The following is a 22,164-nucleotide window of genomic DNA, read 5'->3' on the forward strand; positions in this document are numbered from 1 at the left end:
ATGTGTGCGACTTGCGGCTGTTCGGAGGACGGTGACGGCGTGCGGGTGACCGGCCCCGGCGCGGTCCCCCACGAACACGAACACGACCACGAACACGGGCACGGCCATGGCCACGGGCACAGGCAGGGGCACGGCCACGGGCATGGCCACGGGCACGGCGATGAGCAGACCGGGCGGACGGTCGCGCTCGAACAGGACGTGCTGGCGAAGAACGACCTCCTTGCCGAGCGCAACCGCGGCTGGCTCGGCGGCCGGAACACGCTCGCGGTGAACGTGATGAGCTCACCCGGCTCGGGGAAGACGACGCTGCTGGAGCGCACGATCGCCGAGTTGGGCGCCGAGCACACCGTCTCGGTGGTCGAAGGCGATCAGGAAACCCGTTACGACGCGGACCGGATCCGCGCCGCGGGCGCCCGCGCGGTGCAGGTCAACACCGGCGCCGGGTGCCACCTCGACGCCGCCATGCTCGCCCGCGCGCTGACCGCGCTCGACCCGGCCCCCGGCTCGCTCGTGTTCGTCGAGAACGTCGGCAACCTGGTGTGCCCCGCGCTGTTCGACCTCGGTGAGGGACAGCGCGCGGTGGTGATGTCGGTGACCGAGGGCGATCGAAAGCCGCTGAAGTACCCGCACATGTTCCGCACCGCGGATCTGGTGCTGCTGAACAAGATCGACCTGCTGCCGCACGTGGACTTCGACGTCGATCGGTTCCTGCGCGACGCCCGCTCGGTCAACCCCGCGGTCGAGGTCCTGCGGGTCTCCGCCACCCGAGGGGACGGTATGGCGGCCTGGTACGGCTGGCTCTCCGCGCGCCTGCCGCGAACCGGCGCCGGTCAGGAACAACCGGCCACGGCGACCTGACCGAGGCTGACCCCGCCGTCGTTGGTGGGCACCCGCGAATGCGTGAGCACGTCGAACCCGGTGCGGGAAAGCAGATCGACCGTGCGCCGCAGCAGCAGGTCGTTCTGGAACACGCCACCGGACAACGCCACCTCGGCGAGCCCGGTGCGCTCGCGCAGCCGCCCGCACACCTCGGCCACCACCGCGGCCAGTCCATTGTGGAACCGCGCCGCGATCACCCCGGCGGCGATCCCGCGGCGCAGGTCCTCGACCGCTTCGCGGACCAGGTCGGTTCCCCGCACCACGAGCGGGTCGGCACCCTCGATCCGAGCGCGGTACGCACCACGCTCGGTGACTTCGGCGCACCGCTGGAGCTCGATCGCGGCCTGCCCCTCGTAGTTCGCGAGGTCCCGCACGCCGAGCAGCGCCGACACGGCGTCGAACAGCCTGCCCGCGCTGGAGGTCCTCGGCGCGTTCACCGCGCCCCGCGCCATGGCCACCACCGGATCCCAGTCCTTCGCGTGCCGCTCGCGAACTCCGAGGCCCATCGGCACGTCACCGTCGAACACAACGTCCACATAGGACGCCGCCATCCGCCACGGCTGCCGGATCGCCGCGGTGCCGCCGGGCATCCGGACGGGTTCCAGGTACGCGGCGCGGTGGAACCCGGCGAGATCGGCCACCAGGAACTCGCCACCCCAGATCGTGCCGTCGGTGCCGTAGCCGAGCCCGTCGAAGGCGACCCCGAGCACCGGCCCGGCGACGCCGTTGTCGGCGAGGCAGGCCGCGATGTGCGCGTGGTGGTGCTGCACGCCGACGAGCGCGACCCCGGTCCGCTCCAGCGCGTACTTGGTCGAGAGGTACTCGGGGTGCAGATCGTGCGCGACGATCGCGGGCGTGATGTCGAACAACCGTCCGAAGTGGTCGATGCCCTCGGTGAACGACCTCAGGGTCTCGTAGTTCTCCAGGTCGCCGATGTGGTGCGAGACGAACGCGTGGCGCCCCTTGGCAAGGCAGAACGTGTTCTTCAGCTCGGCGCCGCAGCCGAGCACCGGCACCGGCACGCCCTTCGCGAGGGACACCGGTTCCGGCACGTACCCGCGCGACCGGCGCACGAGCGAAGGCCTGCCGAGCGACACCGTCACCACCGAGTCGTCGGTGCGCGTGCGGATCGGGCGGTCGTGGGTCAGGAACGCGTCCGCGATCCCGCTCAGGCGCGCCATCGCGTCCTCGTCGCGGTAGGCGATCGGTTCATCGGAGACGTTGCCGCTGGTGAGCACCAGCGGTTTCGCGCACGCGCGGGAGAGCAGGTGGTGCAACGGCGTGTAGGGCAACAGGATGCCGAGCCGGTCGGCGCCGGGGGCGACCGCGGCAGCCACGGCGGCGCCCGGCAGCCGGTCGAGCAGCACGATGGGCCGACGCGTGCCGGTGAGCAGTCCCGCGCCGACGTCGTCGAGGCGCACCAGCTCGGCCGCCTGCTCCACAGTGGACACCAGGACCGCGAACGGCTTGTCCTCGCGGTGCTTGCGCGCCCGCAGTGCCGCCGTCGCGGTGTCCGAGGTGGCATCGGCGGCGAGGTGGTATCCGCCGAGCCCCTTCACCGCCAGCACCGCGCCCGCCGCCACCAGCTCGGCCGCCTCGGCCACGACGTCACCGGGAACCGCGGTGCCGTCCGCGGTCCGCAGCGACAGCCGGGGACCGCACCGGGGGCAGCACACCGGCTGCGCGTGGAACCGGCGATCGGCGGGGTCGCGGTACTCGGCGGCGCAGTCCACGCACATCGCGAACCCGGCCATCGTGGTGGCCGCCCTGTCGTAGGGCACGCCGGTGACGATCGTGAACCGCGGGCCGCAGTTCGTGCAGTTGAGGAACGCGTAGCGGTAGCGGCGGTCGGCGGGGTCGAACAGCTCCCGCAGGCAGTCCGCGCACGTCGCGCTGTCGGCGGGGACGAGGGTGTCGGGCCTGCCGGAACCGTCGCTGCGCGCGATCACGAACTCGCGCACGCCACGCGGCGCGGCCACGGTCACCACCAGCCGCTCGATTCCGGCGAGCGGTGGCGCCTGCTCCCTCAGCGCGACGAGGAAGTCGTCGACACGCGCGGACGCGCCCTCCACTTCGACGAACACGCCCGCGGCGTCGTTGCCGACCCGCCCGCCGAGCCCGAAGCGGTTCGCGAGACCGTGGACGAACGGCCGGAACCCCACGCCCTGCACAACCCCTTCGACCCGTACCTCTTTGCGCACGTGGCCGCTCATCGTCCCAGTATCCGCCCGTCACGGCGAAACCGGAACGCGCCGATCAGGCGGCGGGCACCGGCTTCTCCGGCGCGAGCGAGTTGCCTGCCGGGATCCGCCCGCAGTCGGACGGGGCCGCCTTCCCGGCGAACCGGTCGCCGAGCCAGCCGATCGCGGTGGGCACCCACGGCACGGCCGCGCCGACGTGGCTGAGCAGGTCGTACTGGGTGTACTTGATGGACTTGTTGCCCTCGGCGCAGTACTGCCTTGCCAGCGCCCGCACGTCACCCGCGACCATCACCCCGTCACCGGTCCCGATGCCGGGCGGGTTGGCGAAGGTGCCTTCCAGCACGCCGCCGTTGCCCTGCGCGAGGTAGCCGGGCGCGGTCGGCGTGGCCGCCTGGCCGATGTTGATCCGGTTCACCGCGTCGACGAACTCCGGCACCGAGTTCGGGTCGGCGTACTCGGGCTTCACGACCTGCTTCCAGGTCAGCCCGGGGTACTAGGCCAGCACGTTGACGATCGAGGCCTTCTTCAGCTTCTCGACCAGTTTGAGGCCGTAGTCGTTGAGGTACCGCGAAAAGTCGATGCCGTAGGAGCGGGCGACGCCGATCACGCCATCGGCATGATGCCCGCCCAGACCCCGCTGCCGCTGCCGTACTTGAGGTTGTGCGCGGGGGCGACGAGGACACCGCCCTCGGCGAACCCGACCAGGTTCTTGTCGACCTCGGGCGCGTAGTAGCTGTAGAAGGGGTCGGGGGCGGACCGCGTGGCCGCCGTGGCGGCAGGGGCACCGGCGAGGACAAGGGTGGCGGCGAAGACCGCGGTCAGCGCGCGACGGGCGTTCTTGAACATCGACTCCCCAAGGGGCTCGAGGTGGTTCACACGGGCTGACCCGAAGGCGCGTCACCCTCATGTACTGGACAGCATCATCATAAACGAGTGTCCGGCGCTTCGGTCACGCAGGATCGCGACACCGGCACCGTCGGGGTCGTCGCAGCGGGCCACGCGACCGGTCATCGCCGTCGTCAGCGCCAGGGTGGCCCCGGAGACGAGCGCGCCGGACCCGATCGTGAAGGGCCCCGTCCGTCGCGACGAGCCGGAGGCCGCGGATCCGCCGCACACGCCCCCAAGGCGTCCATCAGGGCATCAGGGCATCAGCCTCGCGACACCGCGCGCCCGCGACGGCCATCGGCACCAGCCGACGAAACAGGTCAGCTCTTCTACACCCGTCGTCCTCCCGTCGCCGGAACGCACCGAGGTCGCCGTCAGGCGTACACCTCGGTCAGCCAGTCCCGCCACGGCTCCTCCGCGGCGTTCGCGCCCGGCGCGAAGAGGTGGCGGCCGACGGCGATCGGCCACCCGAACGCGTTGCGCCCGAAGAACCGGTACAGGGCGTCCTCGGTCCGGACGCCGAGGAAGTTCGGCGTGCAGTAGTCGACGGTGCCGGTGACACCCCGTGCCAGGTGGACGGCATCACCGACCGCCACGTTCCCGGGAACGCCCAGCGCCGCCTTGAGCTTCGCGAAACCGCCGGGCCGTGACGAAGCGGCGGGCGCGTCGGTGCTCGCGTAAACCGCTTCGCGACCCCGGAAGTGCGCCAGGTATTCACCGAGCGAGTGGTAGTAGAGCGCGGTGTGCTGCCGGCACGCGTCGTAGCTGTTCTCCCAGTTCTCGAAGAAGACCCCGTTGTGGGTGAACCGGAGGAACGTGCCGTCGTCGCGTTCTTCGAGTGCGTAGTCGAGGTTGTTGAACCACCCGTCCGGCGCTTCGCACCGGGTGGCGAAATGCCTGCCGGGCTCCCACGCGGTGACGGTGCCGCCGTAGTGGGTCAGGCCCTTCTCGGTCCCGCCGAGCCGGGGCTCGTAGGCGATCGGCCACGACCACGCCGCCGTGGCCGTGGTGATCGCGGTCCACGCCTGTGCGGGCGTCGCGGGCAGGACGCCCTCGAAGCCGACTTCGAATTCCTTGCTCATTTCGTGCTCCTGTCTCGTTCGCGACCTGACGGGAACGAGCCTCGCGGTCCGCGAGGCGAAACGGAAAGGCCGGTCGTGCATGACCGCGATGCGCGCCGCGCATCACCTTCCGGCCGGTGGTGCGCCAGACTGGGCGCATGAGTGACGACGGGACGGTAGTGCCCCTCGCGCAGGCGCCGGACGCGATCGAGCTGCGGCACCTGCGCGCGTTCGTCGCGGTCGCCGGTGAGCTCAACTTCAGCCGCGCCGCGCAAGGCCTGTTCCTTTCGCAGCCGGCGTTGAGCCGCCAGATCCGGCACCTCGAACGGCTCATCGGGTGCGATCTGTTCCGCCGGTCCACCCAGCGCGTGGAACTCACCCTCGCCGGCGAGTCGCTGCTGGCCCGCGCCAGGCCGCTGCTCGCCGACCTGGACAACGCGATCACGACCACCCGGTCCGTCGGGGGCGAGCTGGACGGCCGCATGGCCCGCCTGTGGGCACCGTGGACGAACGCCTCCGAGCACACCGGCGACCTCGAGACCGTCCGCGCCGCCACCGAGGAGCTGCACGGCCGGTTCGCCCCGCCGGACGGGGTCGTGACGGCCCCGGTACTCGCCGGCGGGACGCCCGCGCTCCGGTTGACGCCCGCGACTGTCCAGGACGGGCCACCCGCCGCGATCCTGTACGTGCACGGGGGCGGTCACGTCGCCGGGTCCGCCTTCGGCTACCGGCACCTCGCGGGTGCGATCGCCGCCGCCGCACGGACACCCGCGCTCGTCGTGGACTACCGGCTGGCGCCGGAGCACCCCTACCCCACCGGCCTGCACGACGTGCTCGCCGCCTACCGGTGGCTGCTCGGCACCGGTACCGCACCGGACCGGATCACCGTCACCGGGGACTCCTCGGGGGCGGGGCTGGTCCTGTCGCTGTTGCTCGCGCTGCGCGCGGAGGACCTGCCGCAGCCCGCGGGCGCCGCACTGATGTGCCCGTGGGTCGACCTCACCGGGAAAGCACAACAGCCGCCATCGGAGTCGCCGATCCTGTTCCGGCCGGAAGCCGCCCGGCGCTACGCCGAGGCCTACCTCGACGGCCACCCCGAGGACGACCCGCTCGTGGATCCCTTGCACACCGGCCTGTCCGGCCTTCCCCCGCTGCTCATCCACGCCGCGTCCGGCGACTCCGTCCGGCACGAAGCGCAACTGCTCGCCGAGCACGCCGGCGCCTGCGGGGTCGAGGTGGCCACCACGGTCTACCCCGTCGCCACCCACACCTTCCACCTCTTCTGGTCGTTCCTGCCCGAGGCGGCGGCCGCGGTGGACCAGATCGGCCAGTTCATCAGGGACCGCATCTCGGCGACGGCCGCGACCGACCGCGCGGCGGAGGCCTGAATCGAGCCGCTGACGGCGAATTCGCATGCGGCGTAACGACTTCTGCGCCGCACGGCCGCGGGATCGCGAGGCCGGGTACACCCAACCCGGCGAACGGTGAGGAAAAAACCGGCACCGCAACCCCAATGGCCCTGTTTCAGCGGGTACTCATCCGGGTACAGACGGTATCGGAGCTGGTCCCCCACCGACCCGAAGCGAGGCCGCCATGGCACCTGTTTCAAGCACCACCGGCACTTCGCCCGTGACCGCGTCGGCTCACCTGTCGGGCCGGTTCGCGTCCTCCGCGGCCCGCACCGCGGTCAAAGCCGTGCTCACCGGCGCCGCGCCGGGAGACGTGCGCGCGGCCACGATGCTGGTCGAAGAGCTGATCACCGACGCACGGCGCGGCGGCGCGACGCTGCGATCGGTCGAACTGGCCCGCGCCACGAGCCCGCCGTGCCTGCGCGTGCTCGTCCAGCGTACCGAGACGGGCACGGCGACCGGGGCGGCACTGACCCCGGAGAGCGCCGACGGCCGGTTCGTCGTCGAGGAGATCGCGACCGCGTGGGGCACCCAGACCTACCGGGACACGACCACCACCTGGGCGGCGCTGAACCTCGGCCACCGCGGGAAATGACGCCGGTCAGGCCCGGGCGGTGGTGCGCCCGCGAAGGCGCCGCACGACGGAACCGAGACCGGACGGCTTCCGGCTCGGCGTGGGCAGCAGGCCCGCGACGGCGTCCTCGATCAGCGTGCCGACGGTCTCCTCCGCGCACGCCTGGTTCGCGCCGATGCCCCCGGAAGGCCCGCGCTTGATCCAGCCGACGACATAGGTCCCCTGCCGTCCTTCGACGCGTCCGCCGGAGTTCGGGATGGTCCCGGTCCCTTCGTCGAAGGGAAGGCCGGGCACCGGTGTGCCGCGGTACCCCACCGCGCGGACGAGGAGCCCCGCCGCGATCTCGGTTTCCCCGCCGGGCCCGCTGACCCGCAGCCCGCGAACCTGGCCGTCACCGAGGACTTCCAGCGGCGAGGAGTGGAACCGGAGCACGATGCGCCGTGATCCGTGCGCGGGCGGCGCGGACCAGTCGACGGCCTCGTGCCGTACGTCGCGGAGCAGCTCCGCCTTGCCGCCCGCGTCCTCGGCCCGCGTCCCGTCGTGCGCGTCCACCACCAGTTCGACGCCATCCCGCGCGGTCAGCGCGAGCAGTTCCGGGCTGGTGTAGGCGGCGGATTCCGGCCCGCGGCGGCCGAGCACGACGACCTCGCGGACCTTGCCGGCACGGAGCCCGGCCAGCGCGTGCGACGAGATCGAGGTGTCCGCCAGCGAGTCCGGGTCCGCGGTCAGGATCCTGGCCACGTCCAGCGCGACGTTTCCGTTGCCCACCACCACGACGCGCTCGGCGGACAGGTCGACCGCGTCCGCCGCGACGTCGGGGTGGCCGTTGTACCAGGCCACCACGGTCGTGGCCGCGACGCTGCCTGCCAGGTCCTCGCCGGGAATGCCGAGCCGCCGCGCCGACGAGGCGCCGACGGCGTAGATGACGGCGTCGTGCCGCGCGCCCAGCTCGTCTGCGGTGAGGTCCTCACCGATCTCGACGCCGAGGCGCATGCGGAGCCGGGGATGGCTGTAGAAGCGCGCGAACGTCTCGCTGATCTTCTTGGTGGACGGGTGATCGGGCGCCACGCCGTACCGGACCAGGCCGCCGGCGACCGGCAGGCGGTCGACGAGGGTGAGGTTCGCGTTGGTGTGCAGCAACAGGTCCTTCACCGCGTACATCCCGGCGGGGCCGGTCCCCACCACCGCGATGTCCAGCGGCGCGAAGTCGCTCGGGATGACGCGGGTGAACACCGGCTGGTCCCACGCGTGGAAGTTCGGCGCCACTTCGGCTTTCGCGGGCTCCCGGTCCTGGTAGTAGTCCGCGTTGATCCCGGCGTACGCCTTGAGCTGCCCGGTCAGCTCGTCCACCGGGAAGATCGCGTCGACGGGGCACGCGTCCGCGCAGGCGCCGCAGTCGATGCAGGCGCCGGGATCGACGTAGAGCATTTCGGCGGTGTCGAAACCCGGCTCACCCGGTGTGGGGTGGATGCAGTTGACCGGGCAGACCGCGACGCAGGACGCGTCGTTGCAACAGGTTTGGGTGATCGCGAACGCCATCGGTGCTCAGATCAGGTTGGCGCGCTTGTACACGCGGGCCGAAACCTTCGTGAGCAGCCCGACCGAGTCGAGGAACTCCATCAGTCCCGCGCAGCTCGACCTCAGCATCGACTTGTGGTGCTCGTTGCGCTTCGCCTCGCGCAGCGCGCGCTTCTTGTCGAGCCCCGCGTTGGCGTAGACGCTCCGGTTCACCATGCTGGTGACGATCGCGTAGGACGCGATGGACACCACCAGCGCGTTGATCTGCTTGCGGAGCCAGCCCGCACCGGCGAGCCGCTCCTTGGTCTCCTCGCGGGCGAACTTCATGTGCCGCGACTCTTCGACGACGTGGATGTTGTTGATGGTCCGCACGAACGGGGCCACCCGCTCGTCCCGCATCCAGTCCCGCTGCATCACGTCGAGGACCTCTTCGGCGACGAGGATCGCCGCGTAGGCGGCTTCGCCGAAGGCCACCGTCTTGAACACGCGGCCGAGTTCGACGACCACGCGCCGCGGGCGGTAGGCGGGTGCGCGCAGCTTCGCGGCGCCGCGGGCGAACATGATGGAATGCCGGCATTCGTCGGCGATCTCGGTCAGCGCCCACTGGAAGGCGGGATCGGTCGGGTCCTTCGCGTAGAAGTCGCGGAGCACCATCTGCTGCAGGATCATCTCGAACCAGATGCCAGTGCTCGCCACCGAAGCGGCTTCCTGGCGGGTCAGCTCGCGTTGCTGGTCCAAGGTCATGTCGCCCCAGTAGGACGTGCCGTAGAGGGTGCTCCACTCGGGGCTGGCGCCGTGATCGCCGGTGTCGAGCGGCGTCTCCCAGTCGACTTCTTCGACGGGGTCGTACGACAGCGTCTCCGATGAATCCAGCAGCCTCCGCGCCATCACGTCGCGGTCGGACTGCTCGGCGTCCACCGGGATCCGGGTGTCGGTGCCGGCCATGGAATGCTCCCTGGAGACGTAGACCTGTTCCTGTTACCAGGATTTACTGTTACCTAAGGTAACACCCAGAGCCGAGGTGGCGAATCCTGAAGGGCGAGATGTGACCCAGGGCACATTTCACTCACTCACCCGCACACTGGGCGAAGCGCGGCGAGCGGTCGTCGAGCAGGGCACGGGCGGCAGCTCGCGGTTGGCTTCGGCCAGCCGCGCCGCGACGGCCCAGCAGGGCCCGCACGCCGCGATATGGGCGGCGATCAGCCCGGCCTGCCGCCGCGGCACCGCCCCGCGCGCCCACGAGCCCATCCGCCGCCGCGGCTCGAGGCAGCAGGGCGTCGCGGCCGGAGGCACCTGCGCCTGCAAGTACGCCTGACGGAGCCCTTCGCGCGCCCGCAGAGCCAGCACGGCGACCCCGTTCGGCGAGATGCCCAGCAACGGCGCCACCTCTCGCGGCGAATCGCCCTCGGCGACGGTCCGCCACAGCACCGTCCGCCAGCGCCCCGGCAGCGCGCAGTAGGCGGCCCACGCAAGCTGCTCGTTCCACCGCCGGAGCGCGAGTTCCTCTCCCCCGGCGACCTGCGCGTGCCCGTCCGGTTCCGGCACCTCCCCGCACAGCTCGACCCGGCGCCTGCCTCGGCCCCAGGTTGCCGCCAGGTTCCGCATCGTGACCACCAGGTACGGCCGGAGGCTCTCCCGCGGACCGCCGCCGCCGCGCACGACGTCCAGCACGCGCACGAACGCCTCCGCCGTCAGGTCCTCGCGATCGGCAGGCTGGCTCAGCCACCCCGCGGCCACCCGCCGAAGCGGCTCGGCGTGCTTGCGGAACAACACGTCCCACGCGCCGAGGTCCCCGGCGCGGACGGCGTCGAGCAGCACCGCCTCCGACGAACCGTCCTTGACGGAATCCCACATCGCGCACTCCAGGATCGGGCACTCGGTTCCGGTCACCCCGGCCCACCGGTCCGGCAACGGAACAAGGAGAGCACTTTCCGTGACAGGGCAAGACCCAGAGTAACGAGCACAGTAGTGTACCCGTTACTTGGCTCCCGATACACTTCCCGGTGATGACGTCCTCAGGCAGCACGCGCAGGACGGACGGCCGCGCGGCACGCTGGGCGGGGCAGCGCGACCGCCGCCGCCGCGAGTTCGTCGATGCCGCGCTGCGCGCGATCGCCAGGTACGGCCCCGAAGTGACCACCGAGCAGATCGCCGACGAAGCGGGCGTGGTCCGCACGAGGGTGTACAAGCACTTCGACGACACCGCCGACCTGCAACGCACCATCGCCGACCGCGCGGCGGACCTGATCACCGCCGAGCTCACCCCGCTGTGGGACCCGGGCGCGACCCCGATGCAGATGATCACCACGGCGGTCGGCGCGCACACCGGCTGGCTCGCCGAGCACGGCAACCTCTACCGCTACCTGACCCGGCACTCCCAGTCGGGCAGGCGCGACGGCCGCGACGCCGTCACCGACGTCAAGACGACCATCGCGCGGCAGCTCACCCTGCTGCTCGAGTACTACCTGACCGCCTTCGAACTGGACTCCCGGATCGCGGACGCGCTCGCCTTCGGCCTCGTCGGGCTCGTCGACTCCACCACCGGGCGCTGGCTGGAAAATCCCCAGGAGATCGACCGCGCCGAACTCGCCGGACTGCTCGCGCACTGGATCTGGCGGATCCTCGACGACACCCTCCGCGCCGGCGGCGTCGAACTCGACCCGCACATCCGCCTCACCGACCAGGCGCCGTCCCCCGTCCCGCCGCCCGACACCGGAACGGGAGACGTCCCAGGCGGCACGGCGAACTGAGCGACTCGCCCGCGGTATGTCCTCAGTGGACTGCCGGCGCCTGCCGGGTCCGCGTTCAGGAATCGACGACGGCGGCGACGGCTTCGATCTCCACGAGCTGATCGTCGTAGCCGAGCACGGTGACGCCCAGCAACGTGCTCGGGACGTCGTGGTCGCCGAAGGCGTCGCGGACCACCTCCCACGCGGCCACCAGGTCGGCCTGGCTGGCCGACGCGACGAGCACCCTCGTACTGATGACGTCCGGCAGCGCGGCACCGGCCTCGGACAACGCGATCCGCAGGTTCTCGACGGCTTTCGCGGCCTGGCCGGGGTAGTCCCCGATCGCCGCCGTGGACCCGTCCGCGTTCAACGGGCAGGAACCGGCGAGGAAGATCAGCCGCGCGCCGGGAGGGACCGTGGCCGCGTAGGCGTACTCGGCGACGTCGGACAGGGCGGAGGAGCGGATCAGCGTGATGCCACGGGCCATGGCGCCATCCTGGCAAAGATCGCCTCGGCGCGCCCCTGATTACGGGGCACCGGGTCAGCGCACGCGCTCGGAGTTGCGGTGGCGTCCGCGGGTGGCCCGCGAGTGCCTGCCGCGCCGCGACCGCTCGGATCCGCCGTCCGGGGTGAGGTTGGGATGGAGTTCGGCGAACTCGTAGGCGGTGATGCCCATCGTCACCAGGTACTTGATTCCCCCGAGCAGCAGTTCGGTGTCGCGCAGGCGGCCTTCTTCGCGGAAGCCGAGCCCGCCGTGCAGCGACAGCGACGCTAGATTGCCGCCGTAGATGCTGACCTCGCACTTGCGGTAGCGGCGCTCGGCGAACATGAACGAGAGCAGCACGATGATGGCGTCGCCCGCGTACCCGCACCGCCGGTGCCGCGCCCCGATCCCGACGCCGTAGCTGAACACGTCGGCGGACTGGTCCGCCTCGGTGACGCACAGCGACCCGACCAGCATCCGGCCGCCGCGCAGCGTCTCGATCGCGAACTGGCGGGTGTCCCCCGAGTCCGCGCCCGAGCGGTGCGCCGCCCAGTGCCGGTAGCCGCCCACCTGGGGAGTCTCCTCGCGCGCCGCGTCGCGGTCGAAGCCGGTCAGCGTCCGGTGGTCGACCGGCTCGACCTCGCGCAACCGGACCTTCCGGCCCGCCCAGCCCGGCGAATTCGCCGGAACCGGACCGGGGAGACCCGTCAGTACTGGGCGGAGCGGCTGAGTCATCATCGCCAGCGACGATATCGGGCCGGGCACCCGCCTGTGCAGAGGTATGGCCCTTCCGTCCGCCGAACGGGCGTCCCGGTGCGCTCGGCGTGACGACACCCCGGCGTCCGCGCCTCCGCGGCGGGCTTCACCGTCCGCCGCACCACGCCAGCCCGGCCCGGCCACGCACCGGGACGACCGCGCGTCCCGCCGGGCCGGGGACCGGCTCCCGCGAAGTCCGATATGGACTGTCCAAACGCGACCGAAATCGGCGGACTACGCCGGCGTCATGACCGCTGACCTCGCCGGACGGGAACGGGCGTCCCGGCTCGCCCTGTTGCCGATCACGCCACCACGTGGGACGCTGGGGTCAGCAAAGCGGTGACACCCGAGACCCCGGTGCCCTGTCCGACACAACCGGGAAAGCAGTGGCCCCGCATGACTTCGTTCGGTGTTTCCCCTCCGAAACCCGTCACCCCCGACCACGACTACGCGGAGCTGTCCCGGCTCGTCCGGGCCTCGGGCCTGCTGCGCCGCCGACACCGCTACTACGCGGTCAAGATCACGCTCAACGTCCTGGCCTTCGCCGGCGGCTGGGTCGGCTTCGCCTTCATCGGCGACTCGTGGTGGCAGCTCTTCCTCGCGGCCTTCTTCGCGTTCATGTTCGCCCAGCTGGCCTTCATCGGCCACGACGCGGGTCACCGGCAGATCTTCCGCACCGGCAGGGCCAACGACGTGATCGGCTTCTGGCACGGCGGGATGGTCGGGCTCAGCTACGGCTGGTGGATCGACCAGCACACGCGGCACCACGCCAACCCGAACCACGAACAGGACGATCCGGACCTGGACATCCCCGCGCTGGCCTTCACCGGCGCGCAGGGTGACGCGAAACGCGGTTTCCTGCGCTGGATGGCCAAGTACCAGGCGTTCCTGTTCTTCCCCCTGCTCCTGCTGGAGGGGTTCAGCCTGCACGTGGCGAGCGTGCAGACCCTGCGGCGCACCGGGCTGCGGGCGCGCAAGACCGAGGCCCTGCTGCTCGTCGCGCACTTCGCGGTGTACCTCACCGCGGTGTTCCTGGTGCTCTCACCGCTCACCGCCGTGGTGTTCATCCTGGCGCACCAGTGCCTCTGGGGCGTCTACATGGGATGTTCCTTCGCGCCGGGCCACAAGGGCATGCCGACGATGACCGGGCAGTCCCTCGACTTCCTGCGCAAGCAGGTGCTGACCTCCCGCAACGTCCGCGGGGGCACCTGGGTGGACTTCACGCTCGGCGGGCTCAACTACCAGATCGAGCACCACCTGTTCCCCAGCATGCCGAGGCCGAACCTGCGCCGCGCGCAGCCGATCGTGCGGGAGTTCTGCGCACGGCACGACATCGAGTACACCCAGTGCGGCTGGCTGCGCACCTACGGGTACGTCCTGCAGCACCTGCACGCGATCGGCGCCCCCCTGCGCGCCGCGAGCCGGGAACCGGCGGTTCCCTGAGCGCGCACCTGCAAATACATACGATCGGCCGTATTGTCTTTCCGAGGCCGTGCGGCCCGGTCCTTCCGGACTATCACGTCATTTTGGATGACGCCGCGCACCCACGACGGCGCGCTGGCGCACCTGACCCACGGCGGCCGCTGGCGCACCCCGCCCGAACTCGCTGACCCCGGCCGGAAGTCCACTGTGGACCTGGTACGGCCGCGCGCGCCTCGGTTACACTCGTGAGGACGCGGCGGTGGGGCTCGCCGCTCCGGGAAACCGGGAGAACCGGGAGAACCGGGAGAACCGCAGCCTTGCGCCGCCAACGGTCCCTGCTTGACCAGTATCGTCCCGGGTCCAAGTAGGAGGTACCTGTGCGCGGCGTTGTACTGCTCGTGATCGCGCTCGGCGGCGGGCTGGGCGCGATCGCCCGCTACGGTCTCGCCGAGCTGCTCCCCGCCGGGCCGGGGCAGTTCCCGGTGGCCACCTTCCTCACCAATGTCGCGGGCTGCTTCCTGATCGGCGTCCTGATGGTCCTGATCACCGAGACCTTCTCGGCGCACCCCCTCGTGCGCCCGTTCCTCGGAGTCGGCTTCCTCGGCGGTTTCACCACTTTCTCCACCTACGCCGTCGAAACGCGCGGGCTGCTGGCATCCGGCGGTCCCGGCCTCGCCGTCGGCTACCTGGCGGGCACCCTGGTGTGCGCGATGTTCGCGGTCATCGGCGGGGTCTGGCTCACCAGGACGGTGACGGGCGGGCGGGAAGCCGTGCGCCGCCAAGAGGGAGCGCGCTCATGACGGTCGCGCTCGTCTTCGCGGGCGCGATGGCCGGCGCGCCGCTGCGCTACCTCACCGACCGCGCCGTGCGAAACCGCCACGACGCCCTGTTCCCCTGGGGCACCTTCAGCGTCAACCTGATCGGGTGCCTGATCCTCGGCGGGCTGGCCGGTGCGGGCATGGCGGTACCCGCGCCGCTTTCCGCACTGCTCGGCACCGGGTTCTGCGGTGCGCTCACCACCTACAGCACGTTCAGCTACGAGACGCTTCAGCTCTTCGAGCGGCGCGCCTACCGCTACGCCGCGTTGAACGTCGTCACCACCGTCGTCGCGTGCCTCGGCGCCGCGTTGCTCGGCTACGCCGCCGTCCACGCGCTCGTCGGCTGAGAAGGGTGTGAACCGCACCGCCGCCGGGTATGCCAGGTGAGCGATCGGCACGGCAGGCTACGCCGGGTACCGACCGCTAGGTGGCTTGCGCGGTGGTAGCCCCGCCTTCAGCAGCGCAGGGTCGGCGCCCGGTCACCGTCCTCATAAGCTCGCGCGATGGGGGTCGAAACCGATCTTTCCCTGCCCGGCGGGCGGACACCGCACGTCTACGACACCGGGGGTGACGGCGGGCCCGCGATCTTCTGGCACCACGGCACGCCGAACACCGGCGCGCCACCGGAGCCCCTCTTCCCGGCGCCCGCGCGGCACGGTACCCGTCGGCGGAGCTGCGGACCTACCCCCGGTGAGGGGCACATTTCGGTGTTCGGCCACGGCGCGGAGGCACTGGACTGGCTCGGCGCGGACGCCTGATCCGCCATCGTGTGGCCCGCCTCACCACCGGCCATGATCAACCCGGCGCGCCGCCGCACGTCTACCACGGAAAAGGCCTCTGCCACCCGACAGCGGCCGCTGCCGGGTGATTGGGGTCGACGTGCACCGCCAGCCGAACAGCCCACCCGCACGCCGCCGGGCGAGGACGGCGGGCCGGGTCGCGGTCGGCCTGGTGTCCCTGCTGGTGCTCACGGCCACCGGGATCGCGTCGACGATGATGACGAGCCTGCTCACCGGCCTGCACACCTCGGACGCACTGGACGCAGGCGGCCCGAAGTCGGCGGACGGCGCGCTGAACATCCTGCTGATCGGGCTCGACTCCCGCAAGGACCAGGACGGCAACCAGCTGCCGAAGGAGATCCTCGACCAGCTCCACGCCGGGAACGGCACCGAGGGCGGCTACAACACGAACACGCTGATCCTGATCCACCTCCCGGCGGGCGGCGGCAGGGCGAGCGCGGTGTCCATCCCGAGGGACGACTACGTCGCGGTCAAGGGCATCCCCGGCTACACCCGCGCCAAGATCAAAGAGGCGTACGGGCTGGCGAAGTACTTCGCCGAACAGGGACTCGCGAAACAGGGCATCACCGGCGCCGAGCTGGAGACGAAGGGCCGCGAAGCGGGCCGGAAGGAAACGCTGGACACCGTCCGCGACTTCCTCGACCTGCCGATCGACCGGTTCGCCGAGGTCAACCTGGCCGGGTTCTACGACCTGGCGACGGCGCTCGGCGGGGTCGAGGTGTGCCTGAACCACCCCGTGCACGACGACTACTCCGGTGCCGACTTCCCCGCCGGGCACCAGACGCTGGACGGGTCGCAGGCGCTGTCGTTCGTGCGGCAGCGGCACGGCCTGGACAACGGCGACCTCGACCGCACCCACCGGCAGCAGGCGTTCCTCGCCTCGGCCACGCACAAGCTGCGCGACGCGGGCACGTTCACCGATCTCGGCAAGCTGCAGGACCTCATCGACACCGCGCGCAAGGACGTCGTGGTGTCGGCAGGCTGGGACGTGCTGTCCTTCGCCCAGCAGGCGCAGAGCCTGACCGGCGGCAACCTGGAATTCTCCACGCTGCCCGTCGAGGGCTTCGAGAAGGTGAACGGCCAGGAGGTCAACAAGGTCGACGTGGCGAAGGTCAGGGCCGCGGCGCGCACCGCGTTCGGGCTGACCCCGCCCGCACCGCCGATCCCGGAGGTGCGGGCGTCCTCGACGATCGACGTCCGCAACACGACGGGACGGACCGGGCTCGCGGCGGACGTGGCACAGGCGCTCGCACCCTTCGGCTTCCGCACCGGCGACGTGCGGAACCTCGCCGCCGGCACCTCGTCGATCGCCTACGGGCCCGGCGCCAAGGACGACGCGGGCACGGCCGCGTCACTGCTCGGCGGCCTCCCGGTCGGCCAGGACAGCCACCTGCCCCGGGGCCGCGTCCAGATCACGCTCGGCACCGGGTTCACCCTCCCCGCCGCGCTCGGGCCGCACGGCGCGGACACCCCGCCCGGCGCACCCGCTGGCTCCCCCGCACCGCCGTCACCACCATCGGCAGGCGCGCCGGGCGGAACCGTCGACGGCGGCGGCATCCCCTGCGTCAACTGATCGCGTTTCCGTTCACCGCAAGGAAGTTCAGGTGGCGTCCGGGTCGATCGGTGACCGTCCACTCCGGACTTCGCTGACGGGGCCGGGTGCCTCGGCCATCAGGTACCGGCCCAGCGCCGCCTTCGGGTCCAGGTCCCGCAGCGCCCGCAGGTCTTCCAGCGGTTTGCGCAGCTCCCCCAGTTCCGTGGCCAGCTCGGCGCGGACCTGCTCGCGCGCACCGGTGGCGAACTCGCGCGTCCTGCGCACCGCCTGCGCCAGCCAGTGCGCCGCTTCGGGCAGCCGTTCCGGCCCGAGGATGAACAACGCGGCGACCAGGAGGATCAGCAGATGCTCCACGCTGAGGCCGAACATGCCACCCCTCCCGATGAGCCCGATGCGTTCATCGTAAGGACTCCGCCCGGCGACGGTCCGTGCACGCGATCAACGTCACGCGGGGGCACCCCGAACGAGCGAAAAACAGCGGACGATTCCCCGCACGACGCCCGAAGCGGACCAACGCGGCGGCTCATCTCGCGTACCGTCGAGCGGGTCGTGCACGACCGTTCCGATTCCGGGAAAGCGGGCTATGCGGGCTGTTTCGCGTCGGTGGCTGCTCGGCAGCGCGGGAGCGCTGGCCGGCGGCGCGCTGCTGGGGTGCTCGGGCGAGCCGGGCCCGGGCGGTTCCGCGAGCGCCGGTGCCGCCGAGCCGCCTGCCCCGGTGGCGGTGGTCTACCGCGGGCCCGCGACGAACCGGGACTGCGCCGAGTCCGTCGCGAAGCTGCTCCGCGAATCGTCGTGGTCCTTCGAGGTCCGCTTCGCGGGCCCGCGTGAGCCGATCGAGGTCACCGCGGAAACGCTGCGCGGTGCGGCGCTCTACGCGCAGCCCGGCGGCGGCGGGCTCGCCGAGGCGTACCGGCACGTGCGCGGGTACGCCGGCGACATCCGGCGGTACGTGGCCGGCGGCGGGCGCTACCTCGGGTTCTGCCTCGGCGGCTACCTGGCGGGGAAGAGCCCCGGTTTCGGCCTGCTGACCGGAGACGCCGCGCGCTACATCGACTCCCCCGGCGCCACGGTCGAATCCGAGGACGACACGGTGGTCCCCGTCGACTGGCGTGGCCGCACCCGCTACCTGTACTTCCAGGACGGGCCGTACTTCACCGGCTCCCCCGGCGGCACCGTGCTCGCGAAGTACCCGAACGCGCTGACCGCCGCGGTGGTCGCGCCGCACGGCGCCGGACGGGTGGCCGTGGTGGGCCCGCACCCGGAAGCCACCGCCGACTGGTACGCCGACGCCGGTCTGCGCAATCCGGCCGGTGTCGACCCCGGTCCCGGTCACGATCTCGTCGACGCTCTGATGCGGGCCTGACACAACGGAAGAAGGCGCGGGCTACCGTCCGAAGTGGACTGATCCGAGCGCCGGCAGGGCCTACCCCTCGTTCATCGCGGCACGCGCGAGATCGGCGATCGACCGCCCCGCGGCGAGCAGCGGCTCCCCGCTCCTCGCCGCCCTGGCGAGCACGAACGCGCCTTCGAGCATGCTGATCATGGCGTACGCCAACGTCTTCGCCCGCTCCTCGTCGGGAACGAAGCGGCCGAACCACGCCGTCGCCCCGGCGATCCAGCCTGCGAAGACGTCCGCGGTGGCGGTGCGCAGTGTTTCGTTGGTACTCGCCACTTCCAGCGCGATGGTGGCGATCGGGCAGGCGTCCGCGTAATCGGTGGCCGCCAGTCGCTCGGCGGCCATCCGGAACGCGGAGTCGAGCGCCTCGAGCGGGTCGGGGACGCCGTTCAGCAGCGACAGCACAAGCTGTCCGTACTCGGGGCCGGAAACGCGGATGACGTCGTCGGCGAGCTGTTCCTTACCGCCGGGGAAGAAGTGGTAGATCGAGCCGAACGGCGCACGGGATTCGGCGGCGATCTGCTTGAGCCCCGTGCCGGTGTACCCCTGGCGGCGGAAGAGCTGCCCCGCGGCCTCCAGCACCCTCGTCCTGGTGTCCTGGCCACCGGCCTGCCCGCTCGCCACGTGTTCGCCTCCTCGACAACGCCCTGCCGGCACCCTACCCTAATTCAGTAGAACGATCTATCCAGTGGAGGCGTGATGCCGAGGATCGAACTGTCCGCGGGACCGATCGACTACGTCGACACCGGGGGCACCGGACCGGTGCTGGTGTTCACGCACGGCTTCCCGATGAACGAGTCGCAGTGGCGCAAGGTGCTGCCGCTGCTCCCCGGCTACCGCTGCGTGCTGCCGACGCTGCCGCTCGGCGCCCACCGGCAGCCGATGAAGGCCGACGCCGACCTTTCCCAGCGCGGGCAGGCGCTCCTGCTCGCGGAACTGCTGGAACGCCTCGGCCTGACCGACGTCACGCTGATCATGAACGACTGGGGCGGGCCGCAGTTCCTGATCTCCGAAGGCAGGGCGCAGCGGGTCGGCAGGCTCGTCATGGTGGCCTGCGAGGCCTTCGACAACTTCCCGCCGAAACCGGCGAGGCCGTTGGCGGCGCTGTGCCGGGTCCCCGGCGGCCCCTGGCTGTTGACCAAGCTCCTTGGCACGAAGCCGTTCCGCCACAAGTACGGCGAGCTGAGCAAGCACGGCATCCCCGGCGACGTGCTCGACGACTGGTTCGCCCCGGCTACGCGCAGCAAGGAGATCCGCCGCGACCTGGCCAAGTTCGCGACCTCGGCCCCTTCTCGCGCGGTGCTGCTCGACTGGAGCGAACGCCTGCGCGAGTTCGACCGGCCCGCGCTCGTCGTGTGGGCGGCCGACGACCGGATGATGCCGGCCGAGCACGGCCGCAGGCTGGCGGAGCTGCTGCCACTGGGCAGGCTTGTCGAGATCGCCGACACCTCGACGCTGATCCCGGAGGACCAGCCGCGAAACCTCGCCGACGCACTGGTGAAATTCCTCGCCGACACCGGAGCCGACTCCCCCGCCGGTTAGGAAACCCTTGTCCGCCAAGGGTTTTCTAACCGGCGAGCGGTCAGTCTTGCGGCAGGTCGCGCAGGATCGCCTCACCCTTGGTCAGCCAGGCGAACCCGAACGCCAGTACCGCGATCGCTTCCAGCCACAGCGCCGGGTGCAGGGACGCGACCTCCGCGGAGAGGAACGCGCCGCACACCACGATGAGCACGAGGCAGATGACGATCGTCCACCCGGTGAAGACGTAGACGAAGTTGCGCTGCGCCTTGCGCGCGGTCGGATCCGTCTTGTCCGTCCTGGTGAACAGGACCAGGCAGAAGAAGGCCAGCGCCAGGAAGAAGGTCGCGGCGAACACCAGGTGCAGCGTGCCGAGCAGCCGGTCCGTGCCGGTGGGGTCCGCGGGCGCGACCGGGCACACGGCGAGGCCGACGGCCGCGACGGCCGCGATGTCACCGGTGATCTCGTCGAGCCGGTCGTAGCCGCGGTAGGACAGGAGGAACACCCCGGTCGCCACCATGGCGCCGACGAAGACGTCCCGCATGTCCGTGTGGTAGTAGCCGCTGATCGAATTGAGCAGCCCGCCACCGTCGACGAGAACCTTCCCGAGCACGAGCACGAACGGCAGCGCGACGCCGATGACGCCGATCGCCCTGCGGAGGAAGAGGTACGAGTGGACGAGGGTGTCGTGCGGGCGTGCGGTCGCCTGGGTCATGACCACCTCCGGGGCAGCGCGGGGGGACCGTCTCCGTATCCATCGGCAGGTGGCCTCCCGGTGCTGAAGTCCCTTCAGGAAAACGAAAGCACATCGTGAGGTTCTCGTGAGCTGACGGCCATCCGGTCGCCTCGATCAGTCGCGGACGAGACCCTCGCGCGCGTCCTCTTCGGGGGCGTCCTCTTCGGGGGCGTCGGCGCTCTCGTCCGCCGGGGAGCGGCGAGCGCGGGCGTCGATCACCCGCAAGCCGGAGACCAGCCCGCTCAGGCCGCGGTGATCGCGGGGACGCCACATCAGCACGAAACTGGCGAAGATGAGCAAGGCCGCGGCGTAGTTCCAGCCGCACATCACGAGCGTGAAGTATCCCCCGGTGCCACCGGCGAACCGCAGCAGCAGCCGCCACGAACTCGGCGGGCCGCCGTCGGGGCCGACCGGGGCGAGCATCACGATCCGCTGCCCCATGGTCGCGCCGCGACCGGCCAGCGGCACGAACAGCAGGAGCGTGGCGATCGGGATCGCGTAGCCCAGCAGCCAGTCGAGATCCGGATCGGCATGGACCTCGGGGTGGTCGATCAGGGTCACGAGAACGCGCACGGCCATCAGCACGCCCGCGAACAGGGTCACGAAGAGCAGGTCGAGGAAGGATCCCAGCAACCGCCGCCGCATCGTGACCGGGCGCGGCTCGGTGGGGGCGAGCCGGACCCGCTGCCCCGGCACGAGGCGGAGTATCGGCGCCATCACCACGCCGACGACCGCGCCGGTGGTGTTCACCAGCAGGTCGTCCACGTCGAACAACCGGTACGAGCAGCCGAAGAGCCCCCAGACCCCGGTGAGCTGGGTGCATTCGATGAACAGGGACATGGCGAACCCCGCCGCCACCACGACCAGCGGCTTTCCCCGGAACAGGTGCCTGCCGAACATCCCGAGCGGCACGAACAGCGCGATGTTGAGCACCACCTGCTGCAGCGCGCTGTTGTCGAGCAGCGAGCGCGCACCGTCCGCTTCCTTGCCGATGTCGGCAAGGAACTGGAACGGCCGCAACTGCGGCTCGGTGGCGTGCCGCGCGCACCACTCGGGCGTGGTGTCGGGTACCGGCAGCAAGGTGTAGGTCCACAGCGCCAGCGCGTACACCAGGCACCCGAGCGCGAGCACCATGTGCCCGAGACCGAATTCCCCGCGGCGCCGGTAGCTCCAGGCGATGTACGGGACGGCCAGCAGCAGGGCGAGTACGCCACCACCGAGAAAGGCGATTATGGCAGGGGTTTCCCGGTCGATCATGTTGTCCGAGCCTACCGCGCCTGCGACGGGTGATCGGCACCGGAGCGGTTTTCCCCCCGCAATGCGGTGTGAACTGGGAAAAGCGCGCGGCGAACGGGCCGCCGACGGGCAGCCCGTTCGCCGGGAATTCATTTTCGCCGTCCTGGATCAGCCGGCTACTCGAAGG

General features: G+C 71.2%; 25 protein-coding genes. 12 read left to right on the forward strand and 13 right to left on the reverse strand.

Annotation, left to right across the window (positions count from 1 at the left end):
• Entirely contained in the window at window positions 1-858 is an 858-nt protein-coding gene (gene hypB / locus ABD256_RS14795; protein ID WP_344417965.1) for a hydrogenase nickel incorporation protein HypB, read from the forward strand.
• On the opposite strand, the gene hypF is transcribed toward hypB, so the two are convergent.
• The 4 genes from hypF to ABD256_RS14815 form a co-directional block, all read right to left on the reverse strand.
• Complete coding sequence (gene hypF, locus ABD256_RS14800) at window positions 831-3,092, reverse strand: carbamoyltransferase HypF (RefSeq protein ID WP_344417967.1); 2,262 nt, start codon at window positions 3,090-3,092, stop codon at window positions 831-833. The two genes, hypB and hypF, sit on opposite strands and share 28 nt — an antisense overlap.
• A 43-nt stretch (window positions 3,093-3,135) precedes the next feature.
• Window positions 3,136-3,546, reverse strand: a complete 411-nt coding sequence (locus ABD256_RS14805; protein ID WP_344417969.1) for a lipase family protein — start codon at window positions 3,544-3,546, stop codon at window positions 3,136-3,138.
• 137 nt (window positions 3,547-3,683) lie between these two features.
• Window positions 3,684-3,926 (reverse strand): hypothetical protein, encoded by a 243-nt coding sequence (locus ABD256_RS14810; protein WP_344417971.1) that lies wholly within the window; start codon window positions 3,924-3,926, stop codon window positions 3,684-3,686.
• A 413-nt stretch (window positions 3,927-4,339) separates the two neighbouring features.
• Entirely contained in the window at window positions 4,340-5,047 is a 708-nt protein-coding gene (locus ABD256_RS14815; RefSeq protein WP_344417973.1) for an SRPBCC domain-containing protein, read from the reverse strand.
• Window positions 5,048-5,184: 137 nt separating this feature from the next.
• On the opposite strand from ABD256_RS14815, the gene ABD256_RS14820 reads away from it, so the two are divergent.
• Window positions 5,185-6,414: an alpha/beta hydrolase fold domain-containing protein gene (locus tag ABD256_RS14820; protein ID WP_344417975.1), complete on the forward strand. Its 1,230-nt coding sequence runs from the start codon at window positions 5,185-5,187 to the stop codon at window positions 6,412-6,414.
• A 205-nt stretch (window positions 6,415-6,619) separates the two neighbouring features.
• The gene (locus ABD256_RS14825; RefSeq protein WP_344417977.1) at window positions 6,620-7,030 is read left to right on the forward strand and encodes a hypothetical protein; all 411 of its coding nucleotides are present in this window, start codon (window positions 6,620-6,622) and stop codon (window positions 7,028-7,030) included.
• A gap of 6 nt (window positions 7,031-7,036) precedes the next feature.
• Here the strand turns inward: ABD256_RS14825 and ABD256_RS14830 are convergent, their stop codons facing one another.
• The 3 genes from ABD256_RS14830 to ABD256_RS14840 form a co-directional block, all read right to left on the reverse strand.
• Complete coding sequence (locus tag ABD256_RS14830; RefSeq protein ID WP_344417979.1) at window positions 7,037-8,548, reverse strand: FAD-dependent oxidoreductase; 1,512 nt, start codon at window positions 8,546-8,548, stop codon at window positions 7,037-7,039.
• Between the two features lie 6 nt (window positions 8,549-8,554).
• Window positions 8,555-9,472, reverse strand: a complete 918-nt coding sequence (locus ABD256_RS14835; protein WP_344417981.1) for an AurF N-oxygenase family protein — start codon at window positions 9,470-9,472, stop codon at window positions 8,555-8,557.
• A gap of 117 nt (window positions 9,473-9,589) precedes the next feature.
• Complete coding sequence (locus ABD256_RS14840; protein WP_344418166.1) at window positions 9,590-10,381, reverse strand: RNA polymerase sigma factor; 792 nt, start codon at window positions 10,379-10,381, stop codon at window positions 9,590-9,592.
• A gap of 152 nt (window positions 10,382-10,533) precedes the next feature.
• Between ABD256_RS14840 and ABD256_RS14845 the strand changes: the two genes are divergently transcribed.
• Window positions 10,534-11,277, forward strand: a complete 744-nt coding sequence (locus ABD256_RS14845) for a TetR/AcrR family transcriptional regulator (RefSeq protein ID WP_344417983.1) — start codon at window positions 10,534-10,536, stop codon at window positions 11,275-11,277.
• Between the two features lie 55 nt (window positions 11,278-11,332).
• Here the strand turns inward: ABD256_RS14845 and ABD256_RS14850 are convergent, their stop codons facing one another.
• Window positions 11,333-11,743 (reverse strand): RidA family protein, encoded by a 411-nt coding sequence (locus ABD256_RS14850; protein WP_344417985.1) that lies wholly within the window; start codon window positions 11,741-11,743, stop codon window positions 11,333-11,335.
• Window positions 11,744-11,797: 54 nt separating this feature from the next.
• Window positions 11,798-12,478 carry a GNAT family N-acetyltransferase gene (locus ABD256_RS14855; RefSeq protein ID WP_344417987.1) on the reverse strand — a complete coding sequence of 227 codons (681 nt, stop codon included), beginning with the start codon at window positions 12,476-12,478 and terminating at the stop codon, window positions 11,798-11,800.
• Window positions 12,479-12,892: 414 nt separating this feature from the next.
• Between ABD256_RS14855 and ABD256_RS14860 the strand changes: the two genes are divergently transcribed.
• The 6 genes from ABD256_RS14860 to ABD256_RS14885 all read left to right on the forward strand — a co-directional run bounded on the left by ABD256_RS14860 (window position 12,893) and on the right by ABD256_RS14885 (window position 17,109).
• The gene (locus ABD256_RS14860; protein ID WP_344417989.1) at window positions 12,893-13,939 is read left to right on the forward strand and encodes a fatty acid desaturase family protein; all 1,047 of its coding nucleotides are present in this window, start codon (window positions 12,893-12,895) and stop codon (window positions 13,937-13,939) included.
• Window positions 13,940-14,026: 87 nt separating this feature from the next.
• Window positions 14,027-14,167, forward strand: a complete 141-nt coding sequence (locus ABD256_RS14865; RefSeq protein WP_344417991.1) for a hypothetical protein — start codon at window positions 14,027-14,029, stop codon at window positions 14,165-14,167.
• 128 nt (window positions 14,168-14,295) lie between these two features.
• Entirely contained in the window at window positions 14,296-14,718 is a 423-nt protein-coding gene (gene crcB, locus ABD256_RS14870; RefSeq protein WP_344417992.1) for a fluoride efflux transporter CrcB, read from the forward strand.
• Window positions 14,715-15,083, forward strand: a complete 369-nt coding sequence (crcB, locus tag ABD256_RS14875; protein WP_344417994.1) for a fluoride efflux transporter CrcB — start codon at window positions 14,715-14,717, stop codon at window positions 15,081-15,083. The genes crcB (ABD256_RS14870) and crcB (ABD256_RS14875) overlap by 4 nt, the downstream gene beginning before the upstream one ends.
• A 156-nt stretch (window positions 15,084-15,239) precedes the next feature.
• Window positions 15,240-15,494 carry a hypothetical protein gene (locus ABD256_RS44400; protein ID WP_425546452.1) on the forward strand — a complete coding sequence of 85 codons (255 nt, stop codon included), beginning with the start codon at window positions 15,240-15,242 and terminating at the stop codon, window positions 15,492-15,494.
• Between the two features lie 121 nt (window positions 15,495-15,615).
• A complete protein-coding gene (locus ABD256_RS14885) occupies window positions 15,616-17,109 on the forward strand; it encodes an LCP family protein (RefSeq protein ID WP_344417996.1) in 1,494 nt (497 codons plus the stop codon).
• Window positions 17,110-17,136: 27 nt separating this feature from the next.
• Here the strand turns inward: ABD256_RS14885 and ABD256_RS14890 are convergent, their stop codons facing one another.
• Window positions 17,137-17,460: a twin-arginine translocase TatA/TatE family subunit gene (locus ABD256_RS14890; protein ID WP_344417998.1), complete on the reverse strand. Its 324-nt coding sequence runs from the start codon at window positions 17,458-17,460 to the stop codon at window positions 17,137-17,139.
• Window positions 17,461-17,674: 214 nt separating this feature from the next.
• Between ABD256_RS14890 and ABD256_RS14895 the strand changes: the two genes are divergently transcribed.
• Window positions 17,675-18,454 (forward strand): BPL-N domain-containing protein, encoded by a 780-nt coding sequence (locus ABD256_RS14895; protein WP_344418000.1) that lies wholly within the window; start codon window positions 17,675-17,677, stop codon window positions 18,452-18,454.
• 60 nt (window positions 18,455-18,514) lie between these two features.
• On the opposite strand, the gene ABD256_RS14900 is transcribed toward ABD256_RS14895, so the two are convergent.
• Window positions 18,515-19,111, reverse strand: coding sequence for a TetR/AcrR family transcriptional regulator (locus ABD256_RS14900; protein ID WP_344418002.1), 597 nt, complete (start codon window positions 19,109-19,111; stop codon window positions 18,515-18,517).
• Between the two features lie 75 nt (window positions 19,112-19,186).
• Between ABD256_RS14900 and ABD256_RS14905 the strand changes: the two genes are divergently transcribed.
• Window positions 19,187-20,029, forward strand: a complete 843-nt coding sequence (locus ABD256_RS14905; RefSeq protein ID WP_344418003.1) for an alpha/beta fold hydrolase — start codon at window positions 19,187-19,189, stop codon at window positions 20,027-20,029.
• 40 nt (window positions 20,030-20,069) lie between these two features.
• Here the strand turns inward: ABD256_RS14905 and ABD256_RS14910 are convergent, their stop codons facing one another.
• On the reverse strand, window positions 20,070-20,720 hold the full coding sequence (locus ABD256_RS14910) for a DUF998 domain-containing protein (RefSeq protein WP_344418005.1): 651 nt from the start codon (window positions 20,718-20,720) through the stop codon (window positions 20,070-20,072).
• 135 nt (window positions 20,721-20,855) lie between these two features.
• A complete protein-coding gene (locus ABD256_RS14915) occupies window positions 20,856-21,998 on the reverse strand; it encodes a VanZ family protein (protein WP_344418007.1) in 1,143 nt (380 codons plus the stop codon).
• Window positions 21,999-22,164 lie beyond the last annotated feature (166 nt).

The organism is Amycolatopsis minnesotensis, assembly GCF_039529815.1.
GTDB lineage: Bacteria > Actinomycetota > Actinomycetes > Mycobacteriales > Pseudonocardiaceae > Amycolatopsis > Amycolatopsis minnesotensis.